The organism is Sphingomonas sp. So64.6b (assembly GCF_014171475.1).
Lineage (GTDB): Bacteria > Pseudomonadota > Alphaproteobacteria > Sphingomonadales > Sphingomonadaceae > Sphingomonas > Sphingomonas alpina_A.
The window spans coordinates 480,065-502,511 of record NZ_CP048817.1; the positions used below are offsets into that span (position 1 = coordinate 480,065).

At 62.4% G+C, this 22,447-nt stretch carries 17 protein-coding genes and 1 pseudogene; 14 read left to right on the forward strand and 4 right to left on the reverse strand.

What is annotated here, in order from left to right:
- Window positions 1-216 precede the first annotated feature (216 nt).
- Window positions 217-1,062 (reverse strand): annotated as a pseudogene (locus tag G4G27_RS02235) (IS3 family transposase); the annotation flags it as partial.
- Window positions 1,063-1,220: 158 nt separating this feature from the next.
- Window positions 1,221-2,390 carry a site-specific integrase gene (locus G4G27_RS02240; RefSeq protein WP_183111716.1) on the reverse strand — a complete coding sequence of 390 codons (1,170 nt, stop codon included), beginning with the start codon at window positions 2,388-2,390 and terminating at the stop codon, window positions 1,221-1,223.
- A 348-nt stretch (window positions 2,391-2,738) separates the two neighbouring features.
- Between G4G27_RS02240 and G4G27_RS02245 the strand changes: the two genes are divergently transcribed.
- The 9 genes from G4G27_RS02245 to cobA all read left to right on the forward strand — a co-directional run bounded on the left by G4G27_RS02245 (window position 2,739) and on the right by cobA (window position 13,940).
- A complete protein-coding gene (locus tag G4G27_RS02245) occupies window positions 2,739-3,215 on the forward strand; it encodes a hypothetical protein (protein WP_183111718.1) in 477 nt (158 codons plus the stop codon).
- 51 nt (window positions 3,216-3,266) lie between these two features.
- Window positions 3,267-3,845, forward strand: coding sequence for an ANTAR domain-containing protein (locus G4G27_RS02250; RefSeq protein ID WP_183111720.1), 579 nt, complete (start codon window positions 3,267-3,269; stop codon window positions 3,843-3,845).
- Entirely contained in the window at window positions 3,842-5,059 is a 1,218-nt protein-coding gene (locus G4G27_RS02255; protein ID WP_183111722.1) for an ABC transporter substrate-binding protein, read from the forward strand. The genes G4G27_RS02250 and G4G27_RS02255 overlap by 4 nt, the downstream gene beginning before the upstream one ends.
- A gap of 250 nt (window positions 5,060-5,309) precedes the next feature.
- Window positions 5,310-6,554, forward strand: a complete 1,245-nt coding sequence (locus G4G27_RS02260) for a nitrate/nitrite transporter (RefSeq protein ID WP_183113562.1) — start codon at window positions 5,310-5,312, stop codon at window positions 6,552-6,554.
- The gene (locus tag G4G27_RS02265) at window positions 6,554-7,771 is read left to right on the forward strand and encodes an alginate export family protein (protein WP_183111724.1); all 1,218 of its coding nucleotides are present in this window, start codon (window positions 6,554-6,556) and stop codon (window positions 7,769-7,771) included. The genes G4G27_RS02260 and G4G27_RS02265 overlap by 1 nt, the downstream gene beginning before the upstream one ends.
- Window positions 7,768-10,224, forward strand: a complete 2,457-nt coding sequence (gene nirB, locus G4G27_RS02270; RefSeq protein ID WP_244624517.1) for a nitrite reductase large subunit NirB — start codon at window positions 7,768-7,770, stop codon at window positions 10,222-10,224. Before G4G27_RS02265 ends, nirB begins: the two co-directional genes overlap by 4 nt.
- On the forward strand, window positions 10,221-10,565 hold the full coding sequence (gene nirD, locus G4G27_RS02275) for a nitrite reductase small subunit NirD (RefSeq protein ID WP_183111728.1): 345 nt from the start codon (window positions 10,221-10,223) through the stop codon (window positions 10,563-10,565). Before nirB ends, nirD begins: the two co-directional genes overlap by 4 nt.
- Window positions 10,562-13,171 carry a nitrate reductase gene (locus tag G4G27_RS02280; RefSeq protein WP_183111729.1) on the forward strand — a complete coding sequence of 870 codons (2,610 nt, stop codon included), beginning with the start codon at window positions 10,562-10,564 and terminating at the stop codon, window positions 13,169-13,171. The genes nirD and G4G27_RS02280 overlap by 4 nt, the downstream gene beginning before the upstream one ends.
- Window positions 13,164-13,940, forward strand: a complete 777-nt coding sequence (gene cobA, locus G4G27_RS02285) for a uroporphyrinogen-III C-methyltransferase (protein ID WP_183111731.1) — start codon at window positions 13,164-13,166, stop codon at window positions 13,938-13,940. Before G4G27_RS02280 ends, cobA begins: the two co-directional genes overlap by 8 nt.
- Window positions 13,941-14,326: 386 nt before the next feature.
- On the opposite strand, the gene G4G27_RS02290 is transcribed toward cobA, so the two are convergent.
- Together G4G27_RS02290 and G4G27_RS02295 are read right to left on the reverse strand one after the other, a co-directional pair.
- The gene (locus G4G27_RS02290; RefSeq protein ID WP_183111733.1) at window positions 14,327-15,622 is read right to left on the reverse strand and encodes a glycoside hydrolase family 130 protein; all 1,296 of its coding nucleotides are present in this window, start codon (window positions 15,620-15,622) and stop codon (window positions 14,327-14,329) included.
- Between the two features lie 173 nt (window positions 15,623-15,795).
- Window positions 15,796-16,767, reverse strand: coding sequence for a helix-turn-helix domain-containing protein (locus tag G4G27_RS02295; protein WP_183111735.1), 972 nt, complete (start codon window positions 16,765-16,767; stop codon window positions 15,796-15,798).
- Between the two features lie 445 nt (window positions 16,768-17,212).
- Here G4G27_RS02295 and G4G27_RS02300 point away from each other — a divergent pair, with 445 nt between their 5' ends.
- From G4G27_RS02300 to G4G27_RS02320, 5 genes are read left to right on the forward strand one after another with little or no spacing between them, the layout of a single operon-like run.
- A complete protein-coding gene (locus G4G27_RS02300) occupies window positions 17,213-17,677 on the forward strand; it encodes a hypothetical protein (RefSeq protein WP_183111737.1) in 465 nt (154 codons plus the stop codon).
- A gap of 55 nt (window positions 17,678-17,732) precedes the next feature.
- A complete protein-coding gene (locus G4G27_RS02305) occupies window positions 17,733-18,197 on the forward strand; it encodes a hypothetical protein (RefSeq protein WP_183111739.1) in 465 nt (154 codons plus the stop codon).
- Window positions 18,198-18,225: 28 nt separating this feature from the next.
- Window positions 18,226-18,963, forward strand: a complete 738-nt coding sequence (locus G4G27_RS02310; RefSeq protein ID WP_183111740.1) for a fimbria/pilus periplasmic chaperone — start codon at window positions 18,226-18,228, stop codon at window positions 18,961-18,963.
- Window positions 18,964-18,999: 36 nt separating this feature from the next.
- Window positions 19,000-21,492, forward strand: coding sequence for a fimbria/pilus outer membrane usher protein (locus tag G4G27_RS02315; protein ID WP_183111742.1), 2,493 nt, complete (start codon window positions 19,000-19,002; stop codon window positions 21,490-21,492).
- Window positions 21,489-22,385, forward strand: a complete 897-nt coding sequence (locus G4G27_RS02320) for a hypothetical protein (RefSeq protein WP_183111744.1) — start codon at window positions 21,489-21,491, stop codon at window positions 22,383-22,385. Before G4G27_RS02315 ends, G4G27_RS02320 begins: the two co-directional genes overlap by 4 nt.
- The last annotated feature ends 62 nt before the right edge of the window (window positions 22,386-22,447 follow it).

Below are 22,447 nucleotides of genomic sequence, written 5' to 3' on the forward strand. Positions count from 1 at the left end.
GCGTGCATCGTACTTTGGAGCAGTTAGCGACGAAGCTAAGTTACCAGCGGCCCGAAAACCGGGAGCTCGTCATCCCAAAGCTGACATAGGACTTCGCGCGACGGATTGGTCATGAAGTCTGGCACGTTTATGACCAAGCAGCGTCGCCAGACCATCGCGCGCGAACGCCGCGTCGAAGTGGCTGTCTGAGCTGCACCCGGTTCCGCGGACACCAGGTTAGGCTACATTAGCCTGCTTCTCGAAGTTCATGGGGCTGAGATAGCCCAAGGTCGAGTGCCTACGTGTGGGGTTGTAGAAGCGCTCGATATAATCGAACACATCTGCGCGTGCCTGATTGAGAGAACGGTATGTTTTGCGCGCGATCCGTTCGGTCTTGAGCGAGGAGAAGAAGCTCTCCATCGCGGCATTGCCCCAAACGTTGCCTGAACGGCTCATCGAGCAAGTGACGCCGTTGTCGGCCATCAGGCGCTGGAACTGCTCGCTGGTATATTGGCTGCCCTGGTCCGAGTGATGCAGCAGGCGTCGGGCCTGCCACGTCGCCAGATCGCCATGACCAAGGCATCGGTGACGAGTTGCGCCGTCATCGCATCGCTCATCGACCAGCCGACGACACGGCGTGAGAACAGGTCGATGACGGCTGCAACCTATAGCCACCCTTCGGCCGTCCAGATGTAGGTGAAGTCTGCCACCCACTTCTGGTTCGGCGCATCGGCGGTAAACTGACGATCGAGCACGTTGCCGGCGATCATCGATCGCTGGCCTTCGTCCCTGGGCAGGCCGCGACGCCGGGGCGAGCCTTGAGACCATTGCGCGCATCAGTCATTCGACGCGGTGCAACCCGCATGAAAGGCCTTCGGCCAGAAGATCATGCCAGACAAGCCGTGCGCCATAGGTGCGATAGCTGGAGATGAAGCTTGCGCGGACCTTGGCACCGAACTCCTCGTCGCTACGGGCGCGGGCACTGGGCGCACGCACCAGCCAGGCGTGAAAGCCACTGCGGGAGACCCCGAGCGCCTCGCATATCCACGATTCAGGCCAGATCCCCCGGTGCTTCGCGATGAACGTGACGGATCGACTTAGCTGGAAGCCAGCTTCCTTGCGGCTTTCCGACCCAGACTGGTGGAAGCCCTGACAGCCAAAATCAGAGTTAATTTAGATTCTCAGATGGCGGGCTGTCGGTGACCAGGCCAACTTGATGAAGAGCTATCAGCTCACGAATTTTACGCGCTTTTAGCTTGCCTATGGAGATATTGGGCCCAGAGTTTCATAAGCCGGCGACGTTTGTCGAGGAAATCTGTTCGTCGATAAGCGGCCTCGACTCGATCCGGAATTCTGTGAGCCAACGCTTTGTCGGCAATCTCCTTTGGATATGTCGTTTTCTCAGCCGCCCAGTCCGTAAAGGTGCTGCGGAAGCCATGTACCGTGACGTCGGGCAACCCTGCAGTCCTAAGCACTTTGGCTAGGCCCATATCTGAGATGGGCTTTTCACCATTTATGCTGAATATCAGTCCGACATCGCTCAAGCGTGCTTTCCAACGCCTTTGCAAAATTTCAATCGCTTGGGGCGATAGCGGGACAGTGTGCGCCTCACGGGCCTTCATGCGATCAGCAGGAATCGACCAGAGCCCTGTAACCATATCTATTTCGGCCCAAGTCGCGCCACGTGCCTCTCCTGAACGGCATGCAGTATAAATCAGGAATCGAAGTGTATCTCGGCCGACTGTGGCTACATCCGCCTCAAGCTTTTGAACAAGGCTTGGCGCGGCATCGAAAGGCAGCGCTTTGTAGTGGTTTGCGCGATCTGACTGCCGCGGAAGACCCTTGCGGACAGTCCGCAGAGAAGTCTCAGTCGATCGCCAGCGCTTCACATGCGCAAAATCTAGCACGGCCGCTATCCGCTGAAGTAGCCGACGTGCCGTGTCAGGAATTTTGAGCCAGATGGGCGCTAGAACATCACGAACTGCTGCGCTATCGATCTCATTTACCGGCTCGGAACCTATCATCGGGAACACATGCTGCTCGAAGCTCGCGAGCCAGTTTCTACGGCGGCGATCCTGCCAGCCGTCCTTTAGAGCATCGTAACATTCGCGCGCTGCAGCCTCGAATGTTGGGACTTGCCTCTCTTTTTTGGGTGCCGCTGAGGCAGTCTCGCTCGCTTCTCTGAAGTGCCGACCCTTTTTTATCTTCTGACGAAGTTCATGGGCCGCAAGACGGGCTTCATCAAGGCTGACCTCTCGCACTGTCCCGAGGCCAAAATCCTGGCGCTTGCCGTGGTGCTGAACACGCAAAATCCAAAAACGCGCGCCTGTAGGCCTCACCAAAAGACAGAGGCCGAGTCTGTCCGTGTGAAGGCCGGGCTTAGCGTGTTTAACTTTCAAAGCGGTCAGCATGGTTATGTCCCGCAGCCAAAATCGTCCCAACAATCGTCCCAACATAATGTCGCGAATTCGCGCGAGGCGGAACGAGTAGCTAAAATCTATATTTTCCTAAACTGCTTGTAAACAAGGAGAAAATGGACGCCCGCGAACCGCTGCGGACGCAAGTTCGATCCCCCACGGCTCCACCATTCCTACAGATTTGCTGAAATCTCGCACTTTGCTCGGATGGAGGTTGGCCCCACGGGCCCATCGGTTCTTGTGAGACCGGCCGGAGCTTGAATTCGGCTGACGTTCCGCGCGCCATTGCGCTTGTCGTGAGCCGGCCGACAATGATCCGGCTCGCCGCCAAGAGGATCACTCATGCTAAGCCAGCCTGAACAGGCGATCCTGAATCTCGAGCAAGCACGCGAGTTGCGCGCTTCGGGCACTCCCTATCGGCAGATCGGCCGTCAGCTCGGTCTCACCTCCGGGCAACTCAGCCATATTCGTCGGACGCTGAAGCGGGAAAAGGGCGCGCGAACCCGACTGCGCTCGACCAACCGCCAGGCGACGGATCGCGATTTGCCGGTCAGTCAGTCCGTCCTGCCATATGGTCTACGGCACCGTCTCGCCGCATCGGGATATCGAACGCTCGGCGATCTGTCTGACCGACTTGCCGACCCGGACTTTCCAGGACTCGAAACCATGCCCGGCATAGGCCCTCATAGGGCGCGGCTGGTGAAGCGCATGCTGGATCATTTTGGGCTGCTCCCCGGCCCAAGCGACTTGCAGGCCGAGATCGAGCGCATCTTTCCGGAATTCGGCGATGCGCGTCCGGGCGCGCCGGTAGCCCGCTAGTTGTAACCGCACCGCGCCACTGTATGTTGCGCCGCAGCGAAAGGAGGCCGTGTGCGGATTGCGATCATCGACGAAAGCCCCGCGCGCGCGGCGGTGATCGAGGAAGGCCTGCTTGATGCGGGCCTGAGCGACGTCGCGTTGTTCACCGATCGCCATGGCATTGTCGCCAGGCTCGAAGCGTTCGCACCGGACGTCGTGCTGATCAATCTGGCCAATCCGCACCGTGACGAACTGGAGGAGTTGTTCGCCCTTTCGCGCGCGATGGCGCGCCCCGTGGCGATGTTCGTCGATCAAAGCGATGTCGCGGGGATCGAAGCGGCAATCGATGCGGGGGTCTCGGCCTATGTGGTCGATGGTCTCAAGAAAGAGCGGATCCGGCCGATCCTCGAACTCGCGATTCGCCGCTTTCGCGCTTATTCGAGATTACGCACTGAACTCGACGAAGCGCGCAGTGCGCTGGCCGATCGTCGTGCGATCGATCAGGCCAAGGCGTTGTTGATGAAGAAGCGCGGGATCGACGAACCTGCCGCCTATGCGGCACTGCGCAAGGCGGCGATGGATAGCGGGCGGCGTATTGGCGATGTCGCCGATGCGATCGTCACCGCCGACCGGTTGATGGGGGATTTATGAGCAACACGCCCCTCCGCATCGGTTTCCTGCCGCTGGTCGATGCCGCGCTGCCGATCCTCGCGCACGAACTGGGCTTTGCCGAAGCCGAGAACATCGACCTGACGCTGGTGCGCGACATGAGCTGGGCGACGGTGTGCGACCGGCTGCTCTATGGCCATAGCGATGCGGCGCATCTGCTGGCGCCGCTTGCCATCTCCACCACATTGGGCCTGGGCCGACCCGCGACGCCGCTGTCGGTGCCGTTCGTGCTTGGGCTGAACGGCAACGCGATTACGCTACGTCCCGATCTCGCGACGCAGGTCACGACGATCGGCGGGCCCGGCGACGTCGTGGCGATCGGCGCGAAGCTCGCCGCCATCGTCCGCGCGGCAAGGGCGGCGGGTAAACCGCTGCGCTTCGGCGTGGTGCATCGCTATTCGAGCCATAATTACATGCTGCGCTACTGGCTCGTCGGTTGCGGGATCGACCCGGACAGCGATGTCGAGATCGTGACCGTCGCGCCGCCGTTTGCCGCCGACGCGCTGGCCGGCGGCGACGTCGATGGAATCTGCGTGGGCGAGCCGTGGAACAGCGTCGCGGTCGACCGCGGCGTCGGGGTGATCGTCGCGGTCACGTCGCAAATCTGGCTGCGCGGTGTGGAGAAGGTGCTGGCGATGCGCACCGCGCGGATGGAGGAGGACCCCGATCTCACGCAAAGGCTGATCCGCGCGCTGTATCGCGCCGGCATCGCGTTCGTCGATCCGGCGCGGCTCGACGAAATCGCGGCGATCCTCGCCCGCCCCGAATATCTCGATGGGTCGGCGACGCTGATCGGACGCGCCATATCCGACCAGATATTGTTCGCGCGGGGTCATGCATCGATTCATGTGCCCGACTTCATGTTCCAGCACCGCGAGGCGGCGAACTTTCCCTGGGTCAGCCAGGCGGCGTGGCTCTATGCGCAAATGTGCATTGCCGGCCATGTGACGCCCAACGACGATGATTACCATGCGGCGCAGCATGTTTTCAGGCCGGATATCTATCGCGCGGCCTTGCGACCGCTAGGCGTGCCGCTGCCGGGGGCGAGTTCAAAACTGGAAGGCGGTATCGCCGAATCACTAGGCGTGGGTACGACACAGGGGCGGCTGATCCTCGGTGCCGACCGCTTTTTCGATGCGCGCAGTTTCGATCCGGACGCGCTGGATCAGTATCTTAGGGAGGTCAGGCAGCGCTAATTGCGCTGCACTGCAAAAAAACTCTTGCATCGTGCCGCCATAGCCGTCAGCTTTGTATCCGACCGCTGGATCGCTGCAACGAGGTAGCACCCGGCATCACCGAAAATTTGGCAAAGTCGCCGTCCGGCACCGTTTCGCAAAACGGTCGTCGCGGCGGCTTTTTTGCGTTTGCTCGAAGGGGATCGGGACGATGACGCAGTTGCAGGCGACGCTGGAGCGGGGGCTCGATGGAAGTCCGCTCGACCCAGTGATGGCACCGATACAGACGAAAAATGGGACAAAGGCGAAAGACGGCGGCTTCTGGCAGGCCGGCCATCGCCCGACCCTGATCGCGGCTTTTCTCTATTTCGATCTCGCCTTCATGGTGTGGGTGTTGCTCGGCCCGCTCGCGCCGATCATCGCGAGCGACCTCGGCCTGACGCCCGCGCAGAAAGGATTGATGGTCGCCGTCCCCACATTGGCCGGGGCGATCCTGCGGCTGGTCAACGGCGTGCTGGTCGATCGCATCGGCCCCAAAAGAACCGGTACGATCGGGCAGGTGATCGTGATCGGCGGCCTGACGACGGCCTGGGCGCTGGGCATCAACAGCTATGGCGGCACGCTTGCGGTCGGTGTCGTGCTGGGCTTTGCCGGGGCGAGTTTTGCGGTCGCGCTGCCGCTCGCCAGCCGCTGGTATCCGCCCGAACATCAGGGCAAGGCGATGGGCATTGCCGGGATGGGCAATTCCGGCACCGTGCTCGCCGCATTGTTCGCGCCGGTGCTGGCCAAGCTGTTCGGCTGGAACGCGGTGTTCGGCCTGGCGGTGATCCCGCTGACGGCGGTACTGGTCTATTATCAGATCGCGGCGAAGGATTCGCCGAGCCAGCCCGCGCCCAAGCCGGTCACGGCATATCTCGCGGTACTCAAGGAACGCGACGCCTGGTGGTTCATGCTGTTCTATGGCGTGACGTTCGGCGGATTTGTCGGCCTGTCGGCCAGCCTCTCGATCTATTTCACCGACCGTTTCGCTTTGACCCCGGTGGCTGCCGGATACTGCACCGCCGCCGCGGTATTTGCCGGATCGCTGGTACGCCCCTTTGGCGGTGCCTTGGCTGACAAGATCGGCGGGATCAGGACGCTGACCGGGGTTTATGCGCTGGCCGGTGTAACCCTCGTGGCGATCAGCACTGCACCGGCGTCGATCGTACTGACTCTGGCATTGTTCCTGTTGGTCATGGCGACGTTGGGCGCCGGCAATGGTGCCGTGTTCCAGCTCGTGCCGCAGCGCTTTCGCAGCGAGATCGGCGTGATGACCGGGCTGGTCGGTTTCGGCGGCGGCGTCGGTGGTTTCTACCTCGCCTCGTCGCTCGGTTTCGCCAAACAATTGACCGGCAGCACCTCGACCGGCTTCCTGATCTTCGCCGGGCTGGCGTTCGTCGCGCTGGTCGGATTGTCGATCGTCAAGCAGCGCTGGCGCTCGACCTGGGGCGCGGCACTCGACGGGGTGCGGATCTGATGCGCACCGCGATCCTGCCAATGCTGGTAGCCGGGCTGGTCTCGACGCCAGCCCTTGCCGACCCACTTGTCCTGAAACCGATCGTCGACGCGCGGCTGCGCTACGAGCATGTCGATCAGGCGCCGCTGCCCAGCGACGCCGACGCGGTCACGGCACGGATCCGCGCCGGGTTTGAGGCGATATCGGGCGACTTCACGCTGCTCGCCGAAAGCGAAGCGGTGCTGGCAATCAACCCGGCCTATAATAGCGGGCTGAACGGCAAGACCCGCTACCCGATCGTTCCCGATCCGCAGAATGTCGAACTCAATCGGCTACAGCTCCAGTATCGCGGCCTGCCCGCCACGATCGTTACCGTGGGGCGTCAGCGCATCAACCTTGATGACCAGCGCTTCGTTGGATCGGTCGGCTGGCGCGACAATGAACAGACGTTCGATGCCGCGCGAGTCGAATGGTCGGGGATCAAAAACCTCAAGGCCGATGTTACCTATGCCTGGGATACCCGCACCATTTGGGGGATCGATGGCGGCAACCGGTTCGGGCTGGCGCGCTATCAGGGGATCGGCGGCGACAATATCTTCGCGACGCTCGCTTACAAGGCCCGGTTGGGCACGCTGACTGGCTTTGCCTATCTGATTGACCAGGACAGGCCGCTGGTGCTGGGCAACAGCAGCCAGACCTATGGCGCGCGTTTTGCCGGCGCGCTGCCGCTGTCTAAAACCATCAAGCTAAACTACGTCGCCAGCTATGCGCGGCAAAGCGACTATGCCCGCAACCCCAACCGTTATGCCGCAAGCTATTATGCGGCGGATGTCGCACTCGACGTGAAGGCGTTCAAGGTTGGCGGCGGGTATGAGGTGCTCGGCGCGGACAATGGCCTCACCCTGACCAGCTTCCAGACGCCGCTCGCCACGCTGCACAAATTCAATGGCTGGGCCGACAAGTTCCTCGTCACTCCGCCGAATGGTCTGCGCGATGCCTATGGATCGGTCGGTTATGGCTGGAAGAAGCAGGGGCCGTTCGATGCGATCGCTCTCACCGCTGCCTATCATCGTTTCGACAGCGACCGGCTCGGCCAGCATTATGGCGATGAGATCGACGTTCAGGCATCGCTGAAACGCGGCCGCTACACCGCATTGGTCAAATATGCCGATTACGATGCGGACCGTTTCGCGACCGATACCAGCAAATTATGGCTCTCCCTGGAGTGGGCAATATGACGGTGAAGCCGCACCTCGTTGTCGTCGGCAATGGCATGGCCGGCTGCCGCGCGGTTGAGGAAATCCTCGCGCGCGACGCCGGGAAATACCGCATCACGATCTTCGGTGCCGAACCGCGCGTGAACTATAACCGCATCATGCTCTCGCCATTGCTGGCGGGCGACAAGTCGTTCGACGACATCGTGATCAACGATCATGGCTGGTATGCGGACAATGCGATCAATCTCATCGCGGGTGATCCGGTGGTGGCGATCGACCGCAAGATCCAGACCGTCACCGCCCGCTCGGGCAGGGTCGAAAGCTACGACAAGCTCTTGCTCGCCACCGGCTCCGATCCGTTCATCATCCCATGTCCGGGACATGACCTGCAGGGCGTCGTCACCTTCCGTGACATGGACGATGTCGGCGCGATGCTGCGCGCCGCGGATCATGGCGGCGACGCAGTGGTCATCGGCGGCGGCCTGCTCGGGCTGGAGGCGGCGCACGGCCTGTCGCTGCGCGGCATGAAGGTGACGGTGCTGCACCTGATGCCGACCTTGATGGAACGGCAGCTTGATGAGGCGGCGGGCTGGTTGCTGAAAGAAGCGCTGGAGGCGCGGGGCCAGGTGATCCTGACCGGCGCCGACACCGCCGAAATCTACGGCATGGGCAAGGTCGAGGGCGTGCGGTTGAAGGACGGGCGCGACATTCCGTGCACGCTGGTGGTCATGGCGGTCGGCATCCGCCCCAATGTGAAGCTGGCGCGCGATGCCGGACTGGCGATCGGGCGCGGCATTCATGTCGACGATCACCTCGTCACCTCCGACGCCAATATCATCGCGGTCGGCGAATGCGTCGAACATAACGGCCTGGTTTACGGCCTGGTCGCGCCGTTATGGGAGATGTGCCGCAGCCTCGCCGACGGGCTGGTCGCGACGCCCAGCGGTTATACCGGCTCGGTCACCTCTACCAAGCTCAAGGTCTCCGGCATCGACGTCTTCTCGGCCGGTGATTTCTCCGGCGGCGACGGATGCGAGGACATCGTCATGCGCGATGCGTCGCGCGGCATCTACAAACGCGTCGTGGTCAAGGACGACCGCGTGGTCGGCGCGGTGCTCTATGGCGATACGCAGGACGGCAATTGGTATTTCGACCTGCTCAAGCGGCAGGAGGATGTCGCCGAGATCCGCGACGCGCTGATCTTCGGTCAGGCCTTTGCTTCGGGAGGAGGGGCATCGGCAAACCCTAATGCGGCAGTCGCGGCAATGGCGGACGACGCCGAAATCTGCGGCTGCAATGGGGTCAACAAGGGCAGGGTGGTCGCCGCGATCGCCGGCGGTGCGGAAACGCTCGACGCGGTGCGCGCCTGTACCAAGGCATCGGCCTCATGCGGATCATGCACCGGGCTGGTGGAAGGACTGCTGAGCCTCACACTGGGCGATAGTTTTGCCGGCGAGCGCACCGCGCCAACCGTGTGCAAATGCACCAGCTTCACCCATGAGGATGTCCGTCGCCTGATCATCGAAAAGTCGCTGAAAGCGATCCCGCAGGTGATGCAGGAATTGCACTGGACAACGCCCGACGGCTGTTCCTCCTGCCGCCCAGCGCTCAATTACTATCTGCTCTGCGCCTGGCCGGGCGAGTTCGTCGACGACAATCAGTCGCGCTTCGTCAACGAACGCATGCACGCCAATATCCAGAAGGACGGTACCTATTCGGTCGTGCCACGCATGTGGGGCGGGGTCACCAACCCCAGGGAGCTGCGCGCGATCGCCGATGTCGCGGAGAAATATCAGGCGCGGATGGTCAAGGTGACCGGTGGCCAGCGGCTCGACATCTTCGGGATCAGGAAAGAGGATCTGCCCGCAGTGTGGGCTGACCTCAACGCCGCCGGGATGGTCAGCGGCCATGCCTATGCCAAGGCGCTGCGCACGGTGAAGACCTGTGTCGGGTCGGAATGGTGCCGCTTCGGCACGCAGGATTCGACCGGCCTCGGCATCCTGACCGAAAAAATGACCTGGGGCAGTTTCATGCCGCACAAGTTCAAGATCGCGGTCAGTGGCTGCCCGCGCAATTGCGCCGAGGCGACGATCAAGGATTTCGGCGTGATCTGCGTCGACAGCGGCTACGAGCTGTCGATCGGGGGCAATGGCGGCATCAAGCTGCGCGGCACCGATTTCCTGTGCAAGGTCGCGACCGAACAGGAAGCGCTCGATTACTGCGCCGCCTTCATCCAGCTCTACCGCGAGGAAGCGCGCTATCTCGATCGTACCGCGCCGTGGGTCGAGCGTGTCGGCGTCGATTATATCAAGCAACGGATCGTCGAGGACGCCACCGGGCGCGAGGCGTTGCGCGCGCGCTTCCTCTATTCGCAGAGCTTCATGCAGGACGATCCATGGGCCAAACGCGCGGCCGGTGAGGATTACAAGCTCCACCAGCATCTCGCGGAAATCCGCCCGATGGTGCCGGCATGACGATCCATGGCGAATGGCTCGATATCGGGCCGGTCGATCAGCTTCCCGCGCTCGGTGCGCGGACCTTGCCGGTCAAGGGCGGGCGGGAGATCGCGATTTTCCATACAGCCAATGGCGATGTCTATGCGTTGGTCAATGCCTGCCCGCACAAGGCAGGGCCGCTGAGCCAGGGGATCGTCCATGATACGACGGTGACTTGCCCGCTGCACAATTGGCGCATCTCGCTGGTCACCGGCGAGGCGCTGGGTGAGGACAAGGGCTGCGTGCCGACGATCCCGGTCAAGATCGATGGCGGCCGCATCCTGATCGGGCGGGCAGCGGCGCTGGCGGGGGTCGTTTGACCTCGGTCAGGACCACCTGTCCTTATTGCGGCGTCGGCTGCGGCGTTCTCGCCACGCCGGTTGCCGGGCGCGTCGCCACGCCCGGCGCGGGACGCGCCATCACGATCGCCGGGGATGCCGATCACCCGGCCAATCGCGGCAAATTGTGTTCGAAGGGCACGCATCTTGGCGAGACGATCGGGCTCGATGGGCGGCTGCTGCACCCGATGATCGGTTCGGAGAGGGCCGGCTGGCACGAGGCGTTAGATCTCGTTGCCAGCCGCTTCGCCAGCACGATCGCCGAATATGGCCCCGACAGTGTTGCCTTTTATGCATCGGGCCAGATGCTGACCGAGGATTACTACGTCGCCAACAAGCTGATGAAAGGCTTTATCGGCACCGCCAATATCGACACCAATTCGCGGCTGTGCATGGCCAGCGCGGTTGCCGCGCATGTTCGCGCGTTCGGCGAGGACGTCGTGCCGTGCAGTTATGATGACCTCGACACCGCCGACCTGATCATCCTGGTCGGATCGAACACCGCTTGGTGCCATCCGGTGGTCTGGCAGCGTATCGAGGCGGCGAGAGCGGCGCGCGGCACGAAGCTGGTCGTGATCGATCCGCGGCGAACCGAAACCGCACAGGCCGCCGACCTTCACCTCGCCATCGCGCCCGACACGGATATCGCGCTGTTCAACGGCCTGCTCGCCGAATTGAAAGCGAGCTGGCGGCTCGATGGGCGATACCTCTCCGATCATGTCAACGTGCCCGATGGTTTCTGGGACATGGTTGTCAGGTCCGATACCGCTGGCATCTGCGATATTTCGCCTGTCGATCTGCAGGCGTTTTACGACCTGTTCATCGATCATCCGCGCACCGTCACGCTGTTCAGCCAAGGGGTCAATCAATCTACCAGCGGCACCGACAAGGCCAATGCGATCATTAACGTCCACCTCGCGACTGGCCGTATCGGCAAACCCGGCGCCGGGCCATTCAGCATCACCGGTCAGCCCAATGCGATGGGTGGGCGCGAAGTCGGCGGGCTCGCCTCGATGCTCGCCGCGCATATGGGGTTCAGCGACGCGGAGCGCGATCGCGCCCAGCGCTTCTGGCAATCACCGACCATGTGCCCCGGGCCCGGCCTGAAGGCGATCGACATGTTCGACGCGATGGCCAAGGGCAAGATCAAGGCAGTGTGGATCATGGCGACCAACCCCGCCGTATCGATGCCGGATGCGCGCATGGCGCGGGTCGCGCTGGCCAATTGCCCGTTCGTCGTGGTGTCCGATTGCATCGCGACGACCGACACGGGTTTCTATGCCAGTGTGAAACTGCCCGCGCTCGCCTGGGGTGAAAAAGACGGCACCGTGACCAATTCGGAACGTCGCGTCTCGCGCCAGCGCGGTTTTATCGCCCCACCGGGTGAAGCGCGCGCCGATTGGTGGGCGATCGCCGAAGTGGCGCAGCGCATGGGTTTCGTCGGTTTCGACTACCCCGATGCGGTCAGCATCTTCCGCGAATTCGCCGCGCAAACGGGCTTCGAGAATGACGGGAGCCGCGTCCTCGATATCTCCGACCGGGCGACGATCGACGACGCGGACTATGCCGTGATGGCGCCGTTCCAATGGGGCGGCGCTTCGCCTTTCGCCGCGGGTGTCTATCCGACCGCCGATGGCAAGGCGCGGATGGTGCCGGTGCGCTACGTGCCGCGCGCCGGCCACAGCCGCGCCTTCCCGTTGCGGCTCAATACCGGGCGCTACCGCGATCAGTGGCACACCATGACCCGCACCGGATTGTCGGCCAAATTGTCGCAGCACCGTCGCGAGCCGCTGATCGAAATCCACCCCGATACCGTGCAGCGCTTCGGGCTGGTCGATGGCGGGCTGGCGCGAGTCGAGACGGCGCAGGGCACGAGTATTTTCCGGGTCGCCAGCACACCCGACCAGCGCCGCCGCGAGCTGTTCGCGCCGATCCATTGGACCGACCAGACCAGCGCGGGTGGCCGCACTGGCCTGTTGCCCGGACGGGACCGCGATCCGGTGTCCGGTCAGCCCGGTTTCAAGAATACGCCGGTGACGGTCAGCGCCTATAAACCCGACTGGACCGGCTTTCTGATCACGCGCGATCGGCCGGCCCGGCCCGATTGCGCTTATTGGACACACATCCGCACCGCGCATGGCTGGTTGACCGAACTGGCCGGGCAAGGCGACCCGGCGGAGCTTACCGCATTGTTGCCGCCCGGCGAACGCGCCGAGATGATCGACGCGCGGCGCGGCGTCGTGCGCTCTGCGGTGTTGGTGCGCGGGGTGTTGCACGCGGCCTTGTTCGTCTCGCGCAGCGCAATGCTGCCGTCGCGCGAATGGCTGGTCGATCAACTGGGCGCACCCGATCCGTCGCCGATGGAGTTGCTCGCCGGCCGCCCCGCCACCCCTGCGCCGGATCGCGGCCCGATCGTCTGTGTCTGTTTCGATATCGGCATGAACACGATTGTGCGGGCGATCACCGAAAAGTCGCTGGTCAATGTCGAAGCGGTTGGCGCGGCGCTGAACGCGGGCACCAATTGCGGGTCGTGCCGGCCGGCCATCGCCGCCTTGTTGGAAACGCAAAGGGATCACGCTCATGGATGACCTGATCGCCCCGCGTGACGTCTGGCTGGTCGGTGCCGGCCCCGGTGATCCCGACCTGCTGACACGCAAGGCCGAACGACTGATCGCGGCGGCGACCATCGTCTTTTACGACGCACTGGTCGGCCCGGGCATACTCGACCTGATCCCGGATCATGTCGTGCGCGTTTCGGTGGGCAAGCGGGCAGGGCGGCATTCGCGGACCCAGGCGGTGATCGATGCGATGCTGGTCGAGGCCGCTGTATCGGGCGAACGGGTCGTGCGGCTGAAAGGGGGCGACCCGTCGATCTTCGGCCGCTCGACGGAGGAGATCACCGCGCTTGTCCGGCACGGCATCCGCGTCCGCGTCTGCCCGGGCATCACTGCGGCCAGCGCGGCGGCGGCAAGTGCCGGCCTTTCGCTGACATTGCGCGGCTCCGCGCGGCAGCTACGCTTCGTCACCGCTCACGCCCGCGCCGGCGAAACGCTGGATCTCGATTGGGCAGCATTGGCCGATCCAACGGCAACGCTCGCATTCTATATGGGCCGCGCCGCAGCCCCCGAAATCTGCCAGCATCTGATCGCGCATGGGCTCGCTTCAACAACGCCGGTGCTGGTTGCGAGTGATGTCAGCCTGCCCGGCGAATGCCTGCTCCACACCCGGCTCGACTTGCTCGCGCTGGCGATCGACCGGACACCAGATGCCGGCCCCGCGCTGATCCTGATCGGCGAAGCGGTGCGGGCACAGCCGGTGGCGGATTTGGCCAGGATGGCGGCGGCACGACTTGGCTGATCTGCCTTTGTCGCGCGCCCGAAGGCATCGACTTGCGTCGCATGACGGAGACTCTGGCGCCGCTCGGCGCGGAACGCGTTGTTCTGGCGCAAGCCGCGAGCCGTGTCCTCAAAGCTCGCTTATTTCTGATTAAACTATTGATTTATAAGAACTAATATATCAGCTCTCTCGTCGAGAGCCGGCGGAAGATTAGGAACAACCGGTGTCCCATATCTCCCGCCGCCGCTCTCCACAGTCACATCGCCGACGGCGATTCAGTCATGACACGGGATCGGGCATGTCATCCCTTGCCGGACTTGAACCGGCTCGCTCTTTCCTATTGTCGAAAACAGGATTGCCACAGCGCTACGAACGCAAAGGTTGCGCATGCCCTGAGCCCCGCGACCTCAAACCATTACCGCCAGCAGATCGTCCAGCGCGACGCTGGCAAAGGTCGTGAAGCTGTCTGCTACGCCATAAGGCAGCAACAGCCGCCGGTCATGGACCAGCGCGCCGCAGCTATAAACGACGTTGGGCACATAGCCGTCGCGCTCTTTGGGACTCGGATGGACCAGCGGCAGCTTCATGCGCTTGATCACTTTGGACGGGTCGTCTTTGTCGAGCAGGCAAGCGCCGATGCAGTAATTGCGTACCGTGCCGACGCCGTGCGTCAGCAACAGCCAGCCCTCCTCGATCTCGATCGGCGACCCGCAATTGCCCATCTGGACAAACTCCCAGAACCATGTCGGGGAAACGATCTTCTCGCCGCTGTCCCAAGTGTAGAGATCGTCGGAATACATCAGCCAGATATTCTCATTGTCCTGGCGGCTGAGCATCGCATAGCGGCCATCGATCCGGCGCGGGAACAGCGCCATGCCCTTGGCCGCGGCGGCTGCGCCGCGCAGCGGCCGCATCTCGAACGTCCGGAAATCATGCGCGCGGAGCAGTTCCGATCGTGCCGCCGATCCGCTGAACGCGGTATAGGTGCCGAGATACTGGATGCTGCCGTCGTCCTCGACGAAGCGCACCATGCGCAGATCCTCGATCCCTTGGTGCTGGCTCGGCGTGACCGGAAACAGCACGGTCTCCGACGGATCCTCGCTGCCCGGAAAGTCGATCTGGGTGATCGCGTCGTCGCCATTGCCCTGGACCGACTTGATCCGTGGCGAGACCACGGTGGCGCTCGGCGGGTCGATCGTCACATAGCCGTCCGCCGCCCAGGTACCGCAGCGAAAGGTCACCGACGACACATGACCCTCGCCGATCCCGCGTAGCGACATGGCGAAACGGATCGTGCCCTCGGCCAGACCCGACTGGTCGGGATGTAGAATAATGCTCGGGTTGAACAAAGCGGCGGATTCGAACGAATATTCCTCGCTGAAATAGGCGCCGATCAACAAGGAGCGATCGCGATCCAACTTTTCTTCCTCGGCCGTCAGCGCGTCGATTTCGGCGAAGCGGCGGAGCAAGGTCTCCTCGACATCGCGGTGCCGCTCGGACAGCGAAGTGACGACCCGGTCGAGTTCAGTGCGCAACTCGTCATCGTCGAGCGACATGACCCGCGCGATGATCCGCTCCGCACGCGGATGGTCCTTGACGATGAAAGGGGCGGGGTCTTCGAGCGAGAATGGCCTGATCACGGTACGCGACGGGTCCGGCCGCAGGATCAGCGCCGAATGCGTCATGATATCGGTTCCGGCCATGTGCGATCCTTTTGCTGCGCTGCGGTGCAGGCTCTACCCTTCGGAACGATTTTGGTTGCTCATAAATGGCGCGTGGCGTTGTTATTTGGCGGTCGGTCGGCGCGTGAGCGGCACGGCCCGCCGATCGGTTGGTCAAGCGGGAGGTGAGTGGCGGTGCCTGCCCAAAGGGACCATTATTCCGCCCGTCGGGATGTTTCGACCAGCTCGCGGGCAAGATTGAAGTCGTGCAGCGCCTGAGTGGCGGATCCCAGGACCGCGGCACGCACATGGATGCTTGCGTCCAGGAACGGCCGCTGAAGCGAGAGGAATCGGCGCGGCGTCATACCCAGGAAAGTGTTCGAATCGCGCAGGAAGTGCGATGCGTCGTGATAGCTGGAATCGATGACCGAATAGTCGCGACGATCCTTGCTCGTCATGAACTTGATCAGTGAGCGAAGGAACCGCGCGCGCATCAGCAGGACCTTTGGCACCAGTCCGAAATAGCGCGTGGCGATCCGGCGCAGGCTGTGAGTCGAAATGCCCAACCGGCGGGCGGCGATGGCAACGTCGATCACACCCTCGACCATCAGCAAGGCGGCGAATTCCCGGATCATCGGTTCGTCGGGATGGGCAAGGTTCAGCATCGGCCGCAACAATTCATCGAGCTGCGGCTTGACCGTCGGGCTGACCGCGGATTCGCTCAATATAGTCACCAGGCGATCGGCAAACTCCTGCCCCATGGCTTCCGATAAAGGCACGATGCGATTGTGGAAATCTTCCGCGGACCGTCGGCTCAATCGCGCCCACCCCAATGCGCTGATACCGATGCCGATCATCACGCCGCCATTGGTCTCGGCTCGAATCGCGCGGCTGGTGGGACCGAACAGACTCGCCTCGGGCAGGGGGGAGAATGTCCGTCGCCCGATGCTGATCTCGATCGGTCCGGCATTTTGCGTGACGCGGATATTGGCTGTTCCGGGCAGGAACCAGTCGACCTGACTCATCGCGGCCGGGCCTTCCGCTCCATAAACATGATAGCCAGTGATGTGGTCGATCAGGCCGGCACCCGGCTGTTCATATTGTACAGTCATGCCAGGCGGCAGGATCAGCGATCCCGCCAAATCCGGGTTATCGGCGCTCTGCCGGTCAACCGTCGTAATAATCATTTGCGCGCCTCCCCCCGTCACCGGCAAATGTCCGCCAATACAATCATAATGGCAGGTTAACCCTTTTATCGCCGCCAGGGTGCAGAAATCTACAAAAGAATTGAAAGGCTTCTGGTTCGCTCCAGCGTCGTTCAGTTATGGCACAAGTGGTGCCAATTTTTGTAAGGAAATGTATAGGGATGGATAAAGAATCAAGATTGCCGGGTCGGGGAGTCAAGCCTTAAGAAGGCGTTAACGAGTCGTAGGGCTCGTGACAGGGGAGTGGCGGGGGAAATGGTTCGGGAACGAACTAAAAAAGCTATCAACAGCTTGGCATAAACCAACACCACATCGTGAAGTGGTTTGACGAAGAATGGTCGCTTCTTCGAACGACTAGTCATGCCCAAATCCGATGACTCCGCATGTTCGGGGTCATAATTTCTGATGTTCTATCTGGAGAATACACATGAAGAAAATCCTTATCGCTGCTGCAGTTTCCGTTATCGCTTCGGCTTCGCCAGCTTTCGCAAATACTGCGAATACGACCGTCTATGCTCAGATTAGCGCGCAGTGCGACATCACCTCGCCCGGTACGACATTGGTCGCACTTTCCGGCGCGACTGAACTCGGCAACATCGGCATTATCTGCAACAGCGCACAGGGCTTCACCGCAACAGCTCAGTCGCTGCATGCCGGCAAGCTCGTCGATGAGACGAACCATAGCGGCACTGCCTATGATTATGTTCTGAACGTCGATGGCGTTGGCGATGTCGCGCTCGACGGCACCTACAACCAGGTGTTCGGCGGCAACAACGGCCAGTTTATCAATGGCATCACGCTCGGTTCGCGCATCAATGTGACCGGCGCGACCGGTCCTGCCTATGCTGGCGTCTATCAGGACACGATCAGCTTCTCGATCACCGCAAACTGAGTTGGTTTGAGGGCGGCCTCGGGGTCGCCCTCATCCTTTTTCCAGGACACCGCCGGTGCCGCTATTCTTCCTGCCTATTGCCGCCGTCGTGGCGGCCCAGGCTCAGCCGGGAACGGCCAGCACGACCGTGATCTACGGCGTGCTGGCACCCGTCTGCACGGTGGAGATCGCGACACCGGCGGCTGTTGTCAGCCTCGACATACGCGGCGCGCAATCGATCACGCCGGTAACCTATCACTGCAACGACGTTAACGGGTTTACCCGGCAGGTGTCGTCGCAGAATGGTGGCGCACTGGTGCGCGGCACGCAGCGAATCGGCTATCGCATATCCCAGGATGGCGACGCCGAGATCGCCATCGCCGATGCGTCGCTGGCGGCGCCGATCGTTTCGACCGTCGGTGGATCCGCGTCGGTCACCGGAACCTCAGGGATGCTGAGCATCACGGTCCCGGTTGTGCCGGAACGTCTGCTCGCGGGCGACTATACCGATGTCATCACCATAGAAATCACCCCGAATTGAATTCCATTCCCGGGGGGGAGAGCCGACCGTGAAGAGTTCGTTGAAGTGCCTGATCATGGCGCTCGCCATGATGTCGTTGACCGTAAACCCGGCCCTGGCCGTGCGTGTCCAACCGATGGCTTACGATCTCACCACCACGGGCGCAGGCGCGTCGAAGGATTTGCGGGTCGAGAATACCGGCGACAAGCCGATGCCGGTCGAATTGAAGGTGGAACGCCGGCAGATCCTGCCCGACGGCAGCGAAAAGCGCACGCCGGCCGAGGATGATTTCCTCGTCTTCCCGCCCCAGGGTATCGTCCCGCCCAACGGATTCCAGACCTTCCGCGTGCAATATATCGGCGACCCTGCGATCAAGAAGACGGTGCTCTACGTCGTCACGGTGGTCCAACTTCCGATCGACACCAGCGGCGAGAAATCGACCGGCGTGCAGTTCCTGTTCAATATGGGAACGCTGGCGGCGGTCTCACCCGACGGTGCCAAGCCGCGGCTCGACGTTACCGATGTGAAGCCATCCGCGACCGCCGGCAAGCTGCGGATCGAGGTGCGGAATTCGGGCAATGGCTATGCGCGGTTGCGCAACGGCATCTGGACGCTCACCGGCGGCGACGGCAAGGTCGAGACGCTGGAAGGCGAGGCGCTGTCCAACGCGCTGGCCCAGCCGCTGATCGAACCGGAAACCAACCGTATCATCGACTTGCCGGTCAGCGCCGGCTTCGTTCGCGAGGGAGCCAAGGCGAGCTTCTCGCTGCAAACCGCCGCCAAATAGCAGCGAATGAACGGCGTGCGTCACTTCCGATACCTGATGCTGTCGACCAGCGCCGCCACCATCGTCTGGTGCGCGGGGCCTGCTGGCGCGCAAGCCGTGGCAGTGTCGGCGCTGGTTCAGTCACCGCCACTGACGACTTCTCCGCCGCAGGCCGGTCCGGCCCCGGCCCGAGCCGCGCGGCGTGTGAAGCTGTCGATCGGGCTGACCGTCAATGGCGCACCGGCGGGTGAAGTGACGGTCGATACGGATGCCGCCGGCGACGCATCGATCGATACGATGCAACTTCTCGCGCGGCTTGAAAAAATCATTTCCCCTTCAATCCTCGATCAGCTGAAACTGCGCATCGCCAACCGGCCGTTCGCGCCGGTATCGGAGCTGCGCAGCGAAGATGTCCCCCTGATATTCGATCTGGCCGGGCTGCAATTGCGGCTCGACCTGCCGATGAACGCACGGGCCACCAACGTCATTTCGGTCCAGGACCGCAGTGCGTTCGGCTCGGCCACGCCGATCGATCCGAGCAGCTTCGCGGCGGGCGCGACGCTGACTCTGTCACAGCGGCTGCAGCACAGTCGCGGCTTTGGCGGAATCGATCGTGATCCGGCCTTGCTGGCGGTGCGCGGGTTCGCCAATTATGGCGGCAAGGACGGGGTCTATCTGACCTTTCTGGGCGGCATTCGTGAGGACAACCGCTTCTTTCGTCGCGGTACCACCTTGTTTCACGACGATGTCGAGAATGCGGTGCGTTTTTCGATCGGCGACCTCGATCCGCAGACGACCGGCTCGTACCAGACTTCCTCAAACCTGCTCGGCATCGGCGTCGAGCGGTCGTATCAGGACATCCAGCCGTACCGCAATCTTCGGCCAGCCGGGCGCGGCGCGCTGACGCTCGAACGGCCGTCGCGGGTCGATGTCATGGTCAACGGGGCGTTGTACCGCACCCTGACACTGCCCGCCGGTCAGTATGATCTGCGCGATTTCCCGTTTCTCAACGGCCTTAACGACGTGCAGCTGAACGTCACCGACGATAGCGGGCGCAACGAACGCCTGAACCTGTCCTTCTTTTCCGACACCTTGCTGCTCGATCAGGGCGTGTCGCTGTTTTCGGCCAATATCGGCCAGCAACAGGACAGCTTTTCGCAATTCTCCAGCACGCGTTATCGCCATTCGCCGATGTTTTCCGGCTATTATGTGCGCGGCGTGACCGACCGACTGACGCTCGGCGGCAGCGCGCAGGCGGATCGCGACAATATCCTGCTCACCGCGCAGTTCGTGCTCGGCACCCCGATCGGTATCATCGGCATCGAAGGTGCGCTCGACAATAGCGACTTCGAGAAGAAGCAATATTCCGGACTGGTCAGCTACCGCCTGAACAGCGTGTCGGGAACGGGGCGGCAGAACATCCTCGCGATCGACTTCGCCATACGCTCCGCGAAATTCTCGCCGATGGTGTTTTCGGACGATCGCGCAAACCCCTATCGCTACGATATCAATGCCCGGTATCAGCGCACGATCACCGAGACGCTCTATGCGACGGCCAGTTTCAGCTACGGCAAGGGTCGTGACCCGATCGGGGATCTGGTTAGCGGCAGCATGGGATTGTCGCGCAGTTTCGGACGTGTGTCGGTCGGCGGCACCTATACCTATCGCAGCGACGATCGCGGCAAGGATCACCGCTTCAACCTGACGCTGAGCATTCCGCTTGGCACCAATCAGTCGCTGCGCACCAATTACAATTCACACCGCAACCGGATCGCGGCGGATTATTCGCTGATCGGCTATGAGGGCTTGGATCAGACCAGCGCCGAGGCGACGGTCTATCGCGAGGACGGGGGGAAGGGCGTCAATGTCGCGGTCGATCATTATTTCAACCGTTTCCGGGCGTCGGTGACTCATGATTATCAGAGTCTCGATGGCGTGACGACGCAGACCTCCGATCTCGCGGTCAGCATGGGCGTGGGGTATGCCGACGGGCGCCTGGCACTCGGGCGCGACGCGGATCGCGGCTTCACCATCGTCGCGGGACATCCGACGCTCCACGGCGCACCGATCGAAGTCAGCAGCCGTTACAGCCTCGGGCCCGCCGCGCGAACCGGCGTCCTTGGCCCCGCACTGGTTCCGGTGCAGCGCGGTTATCAGCCCGACGTCCTGGAGGTGAAGATCGCCAATGCGCCCGCCGGATATGATATCGGCGCCGGCCGGATCGATATCCTGCCCGGTGCGGCCAGCGGTTATAGCTGGGTCATCGGCTCGGCCGCTTCGCACACGCTGATCGCCTCGCTGGTCGATGGCAAAGGCGTGGGCATTCCCTACCTTGCCGGGTTACTGACGCCGCTTTCCGGCAAGGATGCCGTGCCCACCCAATTCTTTACCAACAAGACGGGCCGGTTGGTCGCACAGAAGCTCGCGCCCGGTGACTATGCACTGCGGCCTGCGGGCTATGCGGCACCGATCGCCACGGTGACCGTCACCGAAGATGCGGCATCGATCGTCAATGCCGGTACCATCGTCGTGAAGGATTATCAGCCGTGATCAAGATCTGCTCGCTGCTCGCGGCGCTTGTCGCAATCACCGCCGCCACGCAGGCCGAAGCCGCCTGCGCGGTGACCGGGCGTACCATCAGCCCGGTTGTATCGCTGACCTATAATCCGTTCGCGCCATCGAGTGAGATTGCCGACATCAATGTGGAAATCACCAATACGGGCAATGCGGCCTGCACCGTCCGCTTGTTCGCCCGCCCCTCGACCGGCGGCAGTTCGCTCATCTCAGGTAGCGACCGGCTGCTCTACCGGTTCGATAATGGCGGCGGTGCCGGCGGCGGGGGCGAGGCGGGCGAGATCGGCCCGTTCTCCCTGACCGTCGGGGCCGGTCAGCAGCGCATGATCGGCATCCACGTCGTCATCCCGGCGCAGCAGATCGTACCGCGCGGTCTGTACAAGACCGACCTTGCCCTGCGCCTGGTTGGCCATGCCGAAGGCCCGCTGACGCTGACCGGCGGTATCGCCAGCTTGAACGTCGCGGTCCCGGCGCGGATCGAAATGAACATTTCCGGAGCAGCCGCTGGAGGGAATACCGGTCCCTTATCGATGGCGCCGGCTTCGATCAATTTCGGCGAAGCGCATGGCGGCCAGACCGAGCGCGTGTTCGTCAACATCTGGTCGAACGGCAGCGTGAACGTGGCCATGTCGTCCGAAAATGGCGGTGTTCTTCGCCACATGGAAAACGCCGCCTTGCCGCCGATCAGCTATAGCGCGCGTTTTGACGGTCAGCAGGTCGATATGCGCGCGCCGGTGCTCCTCACGCGCAGCCCGCCGGCAACATTGTCAGGTGGCGCCTATGAACTTGCGCTCACCCTTGGCGACATCAAACATAATTACGCCGGGCAATATAAAGACGTGATCACGGTCTCCATTTCGGAGAATTGACCTAATCGGCGATTAACCCTGTCTCTCAGGCTAATCGCTATAGTCTCGGCCCTATGGTTCTC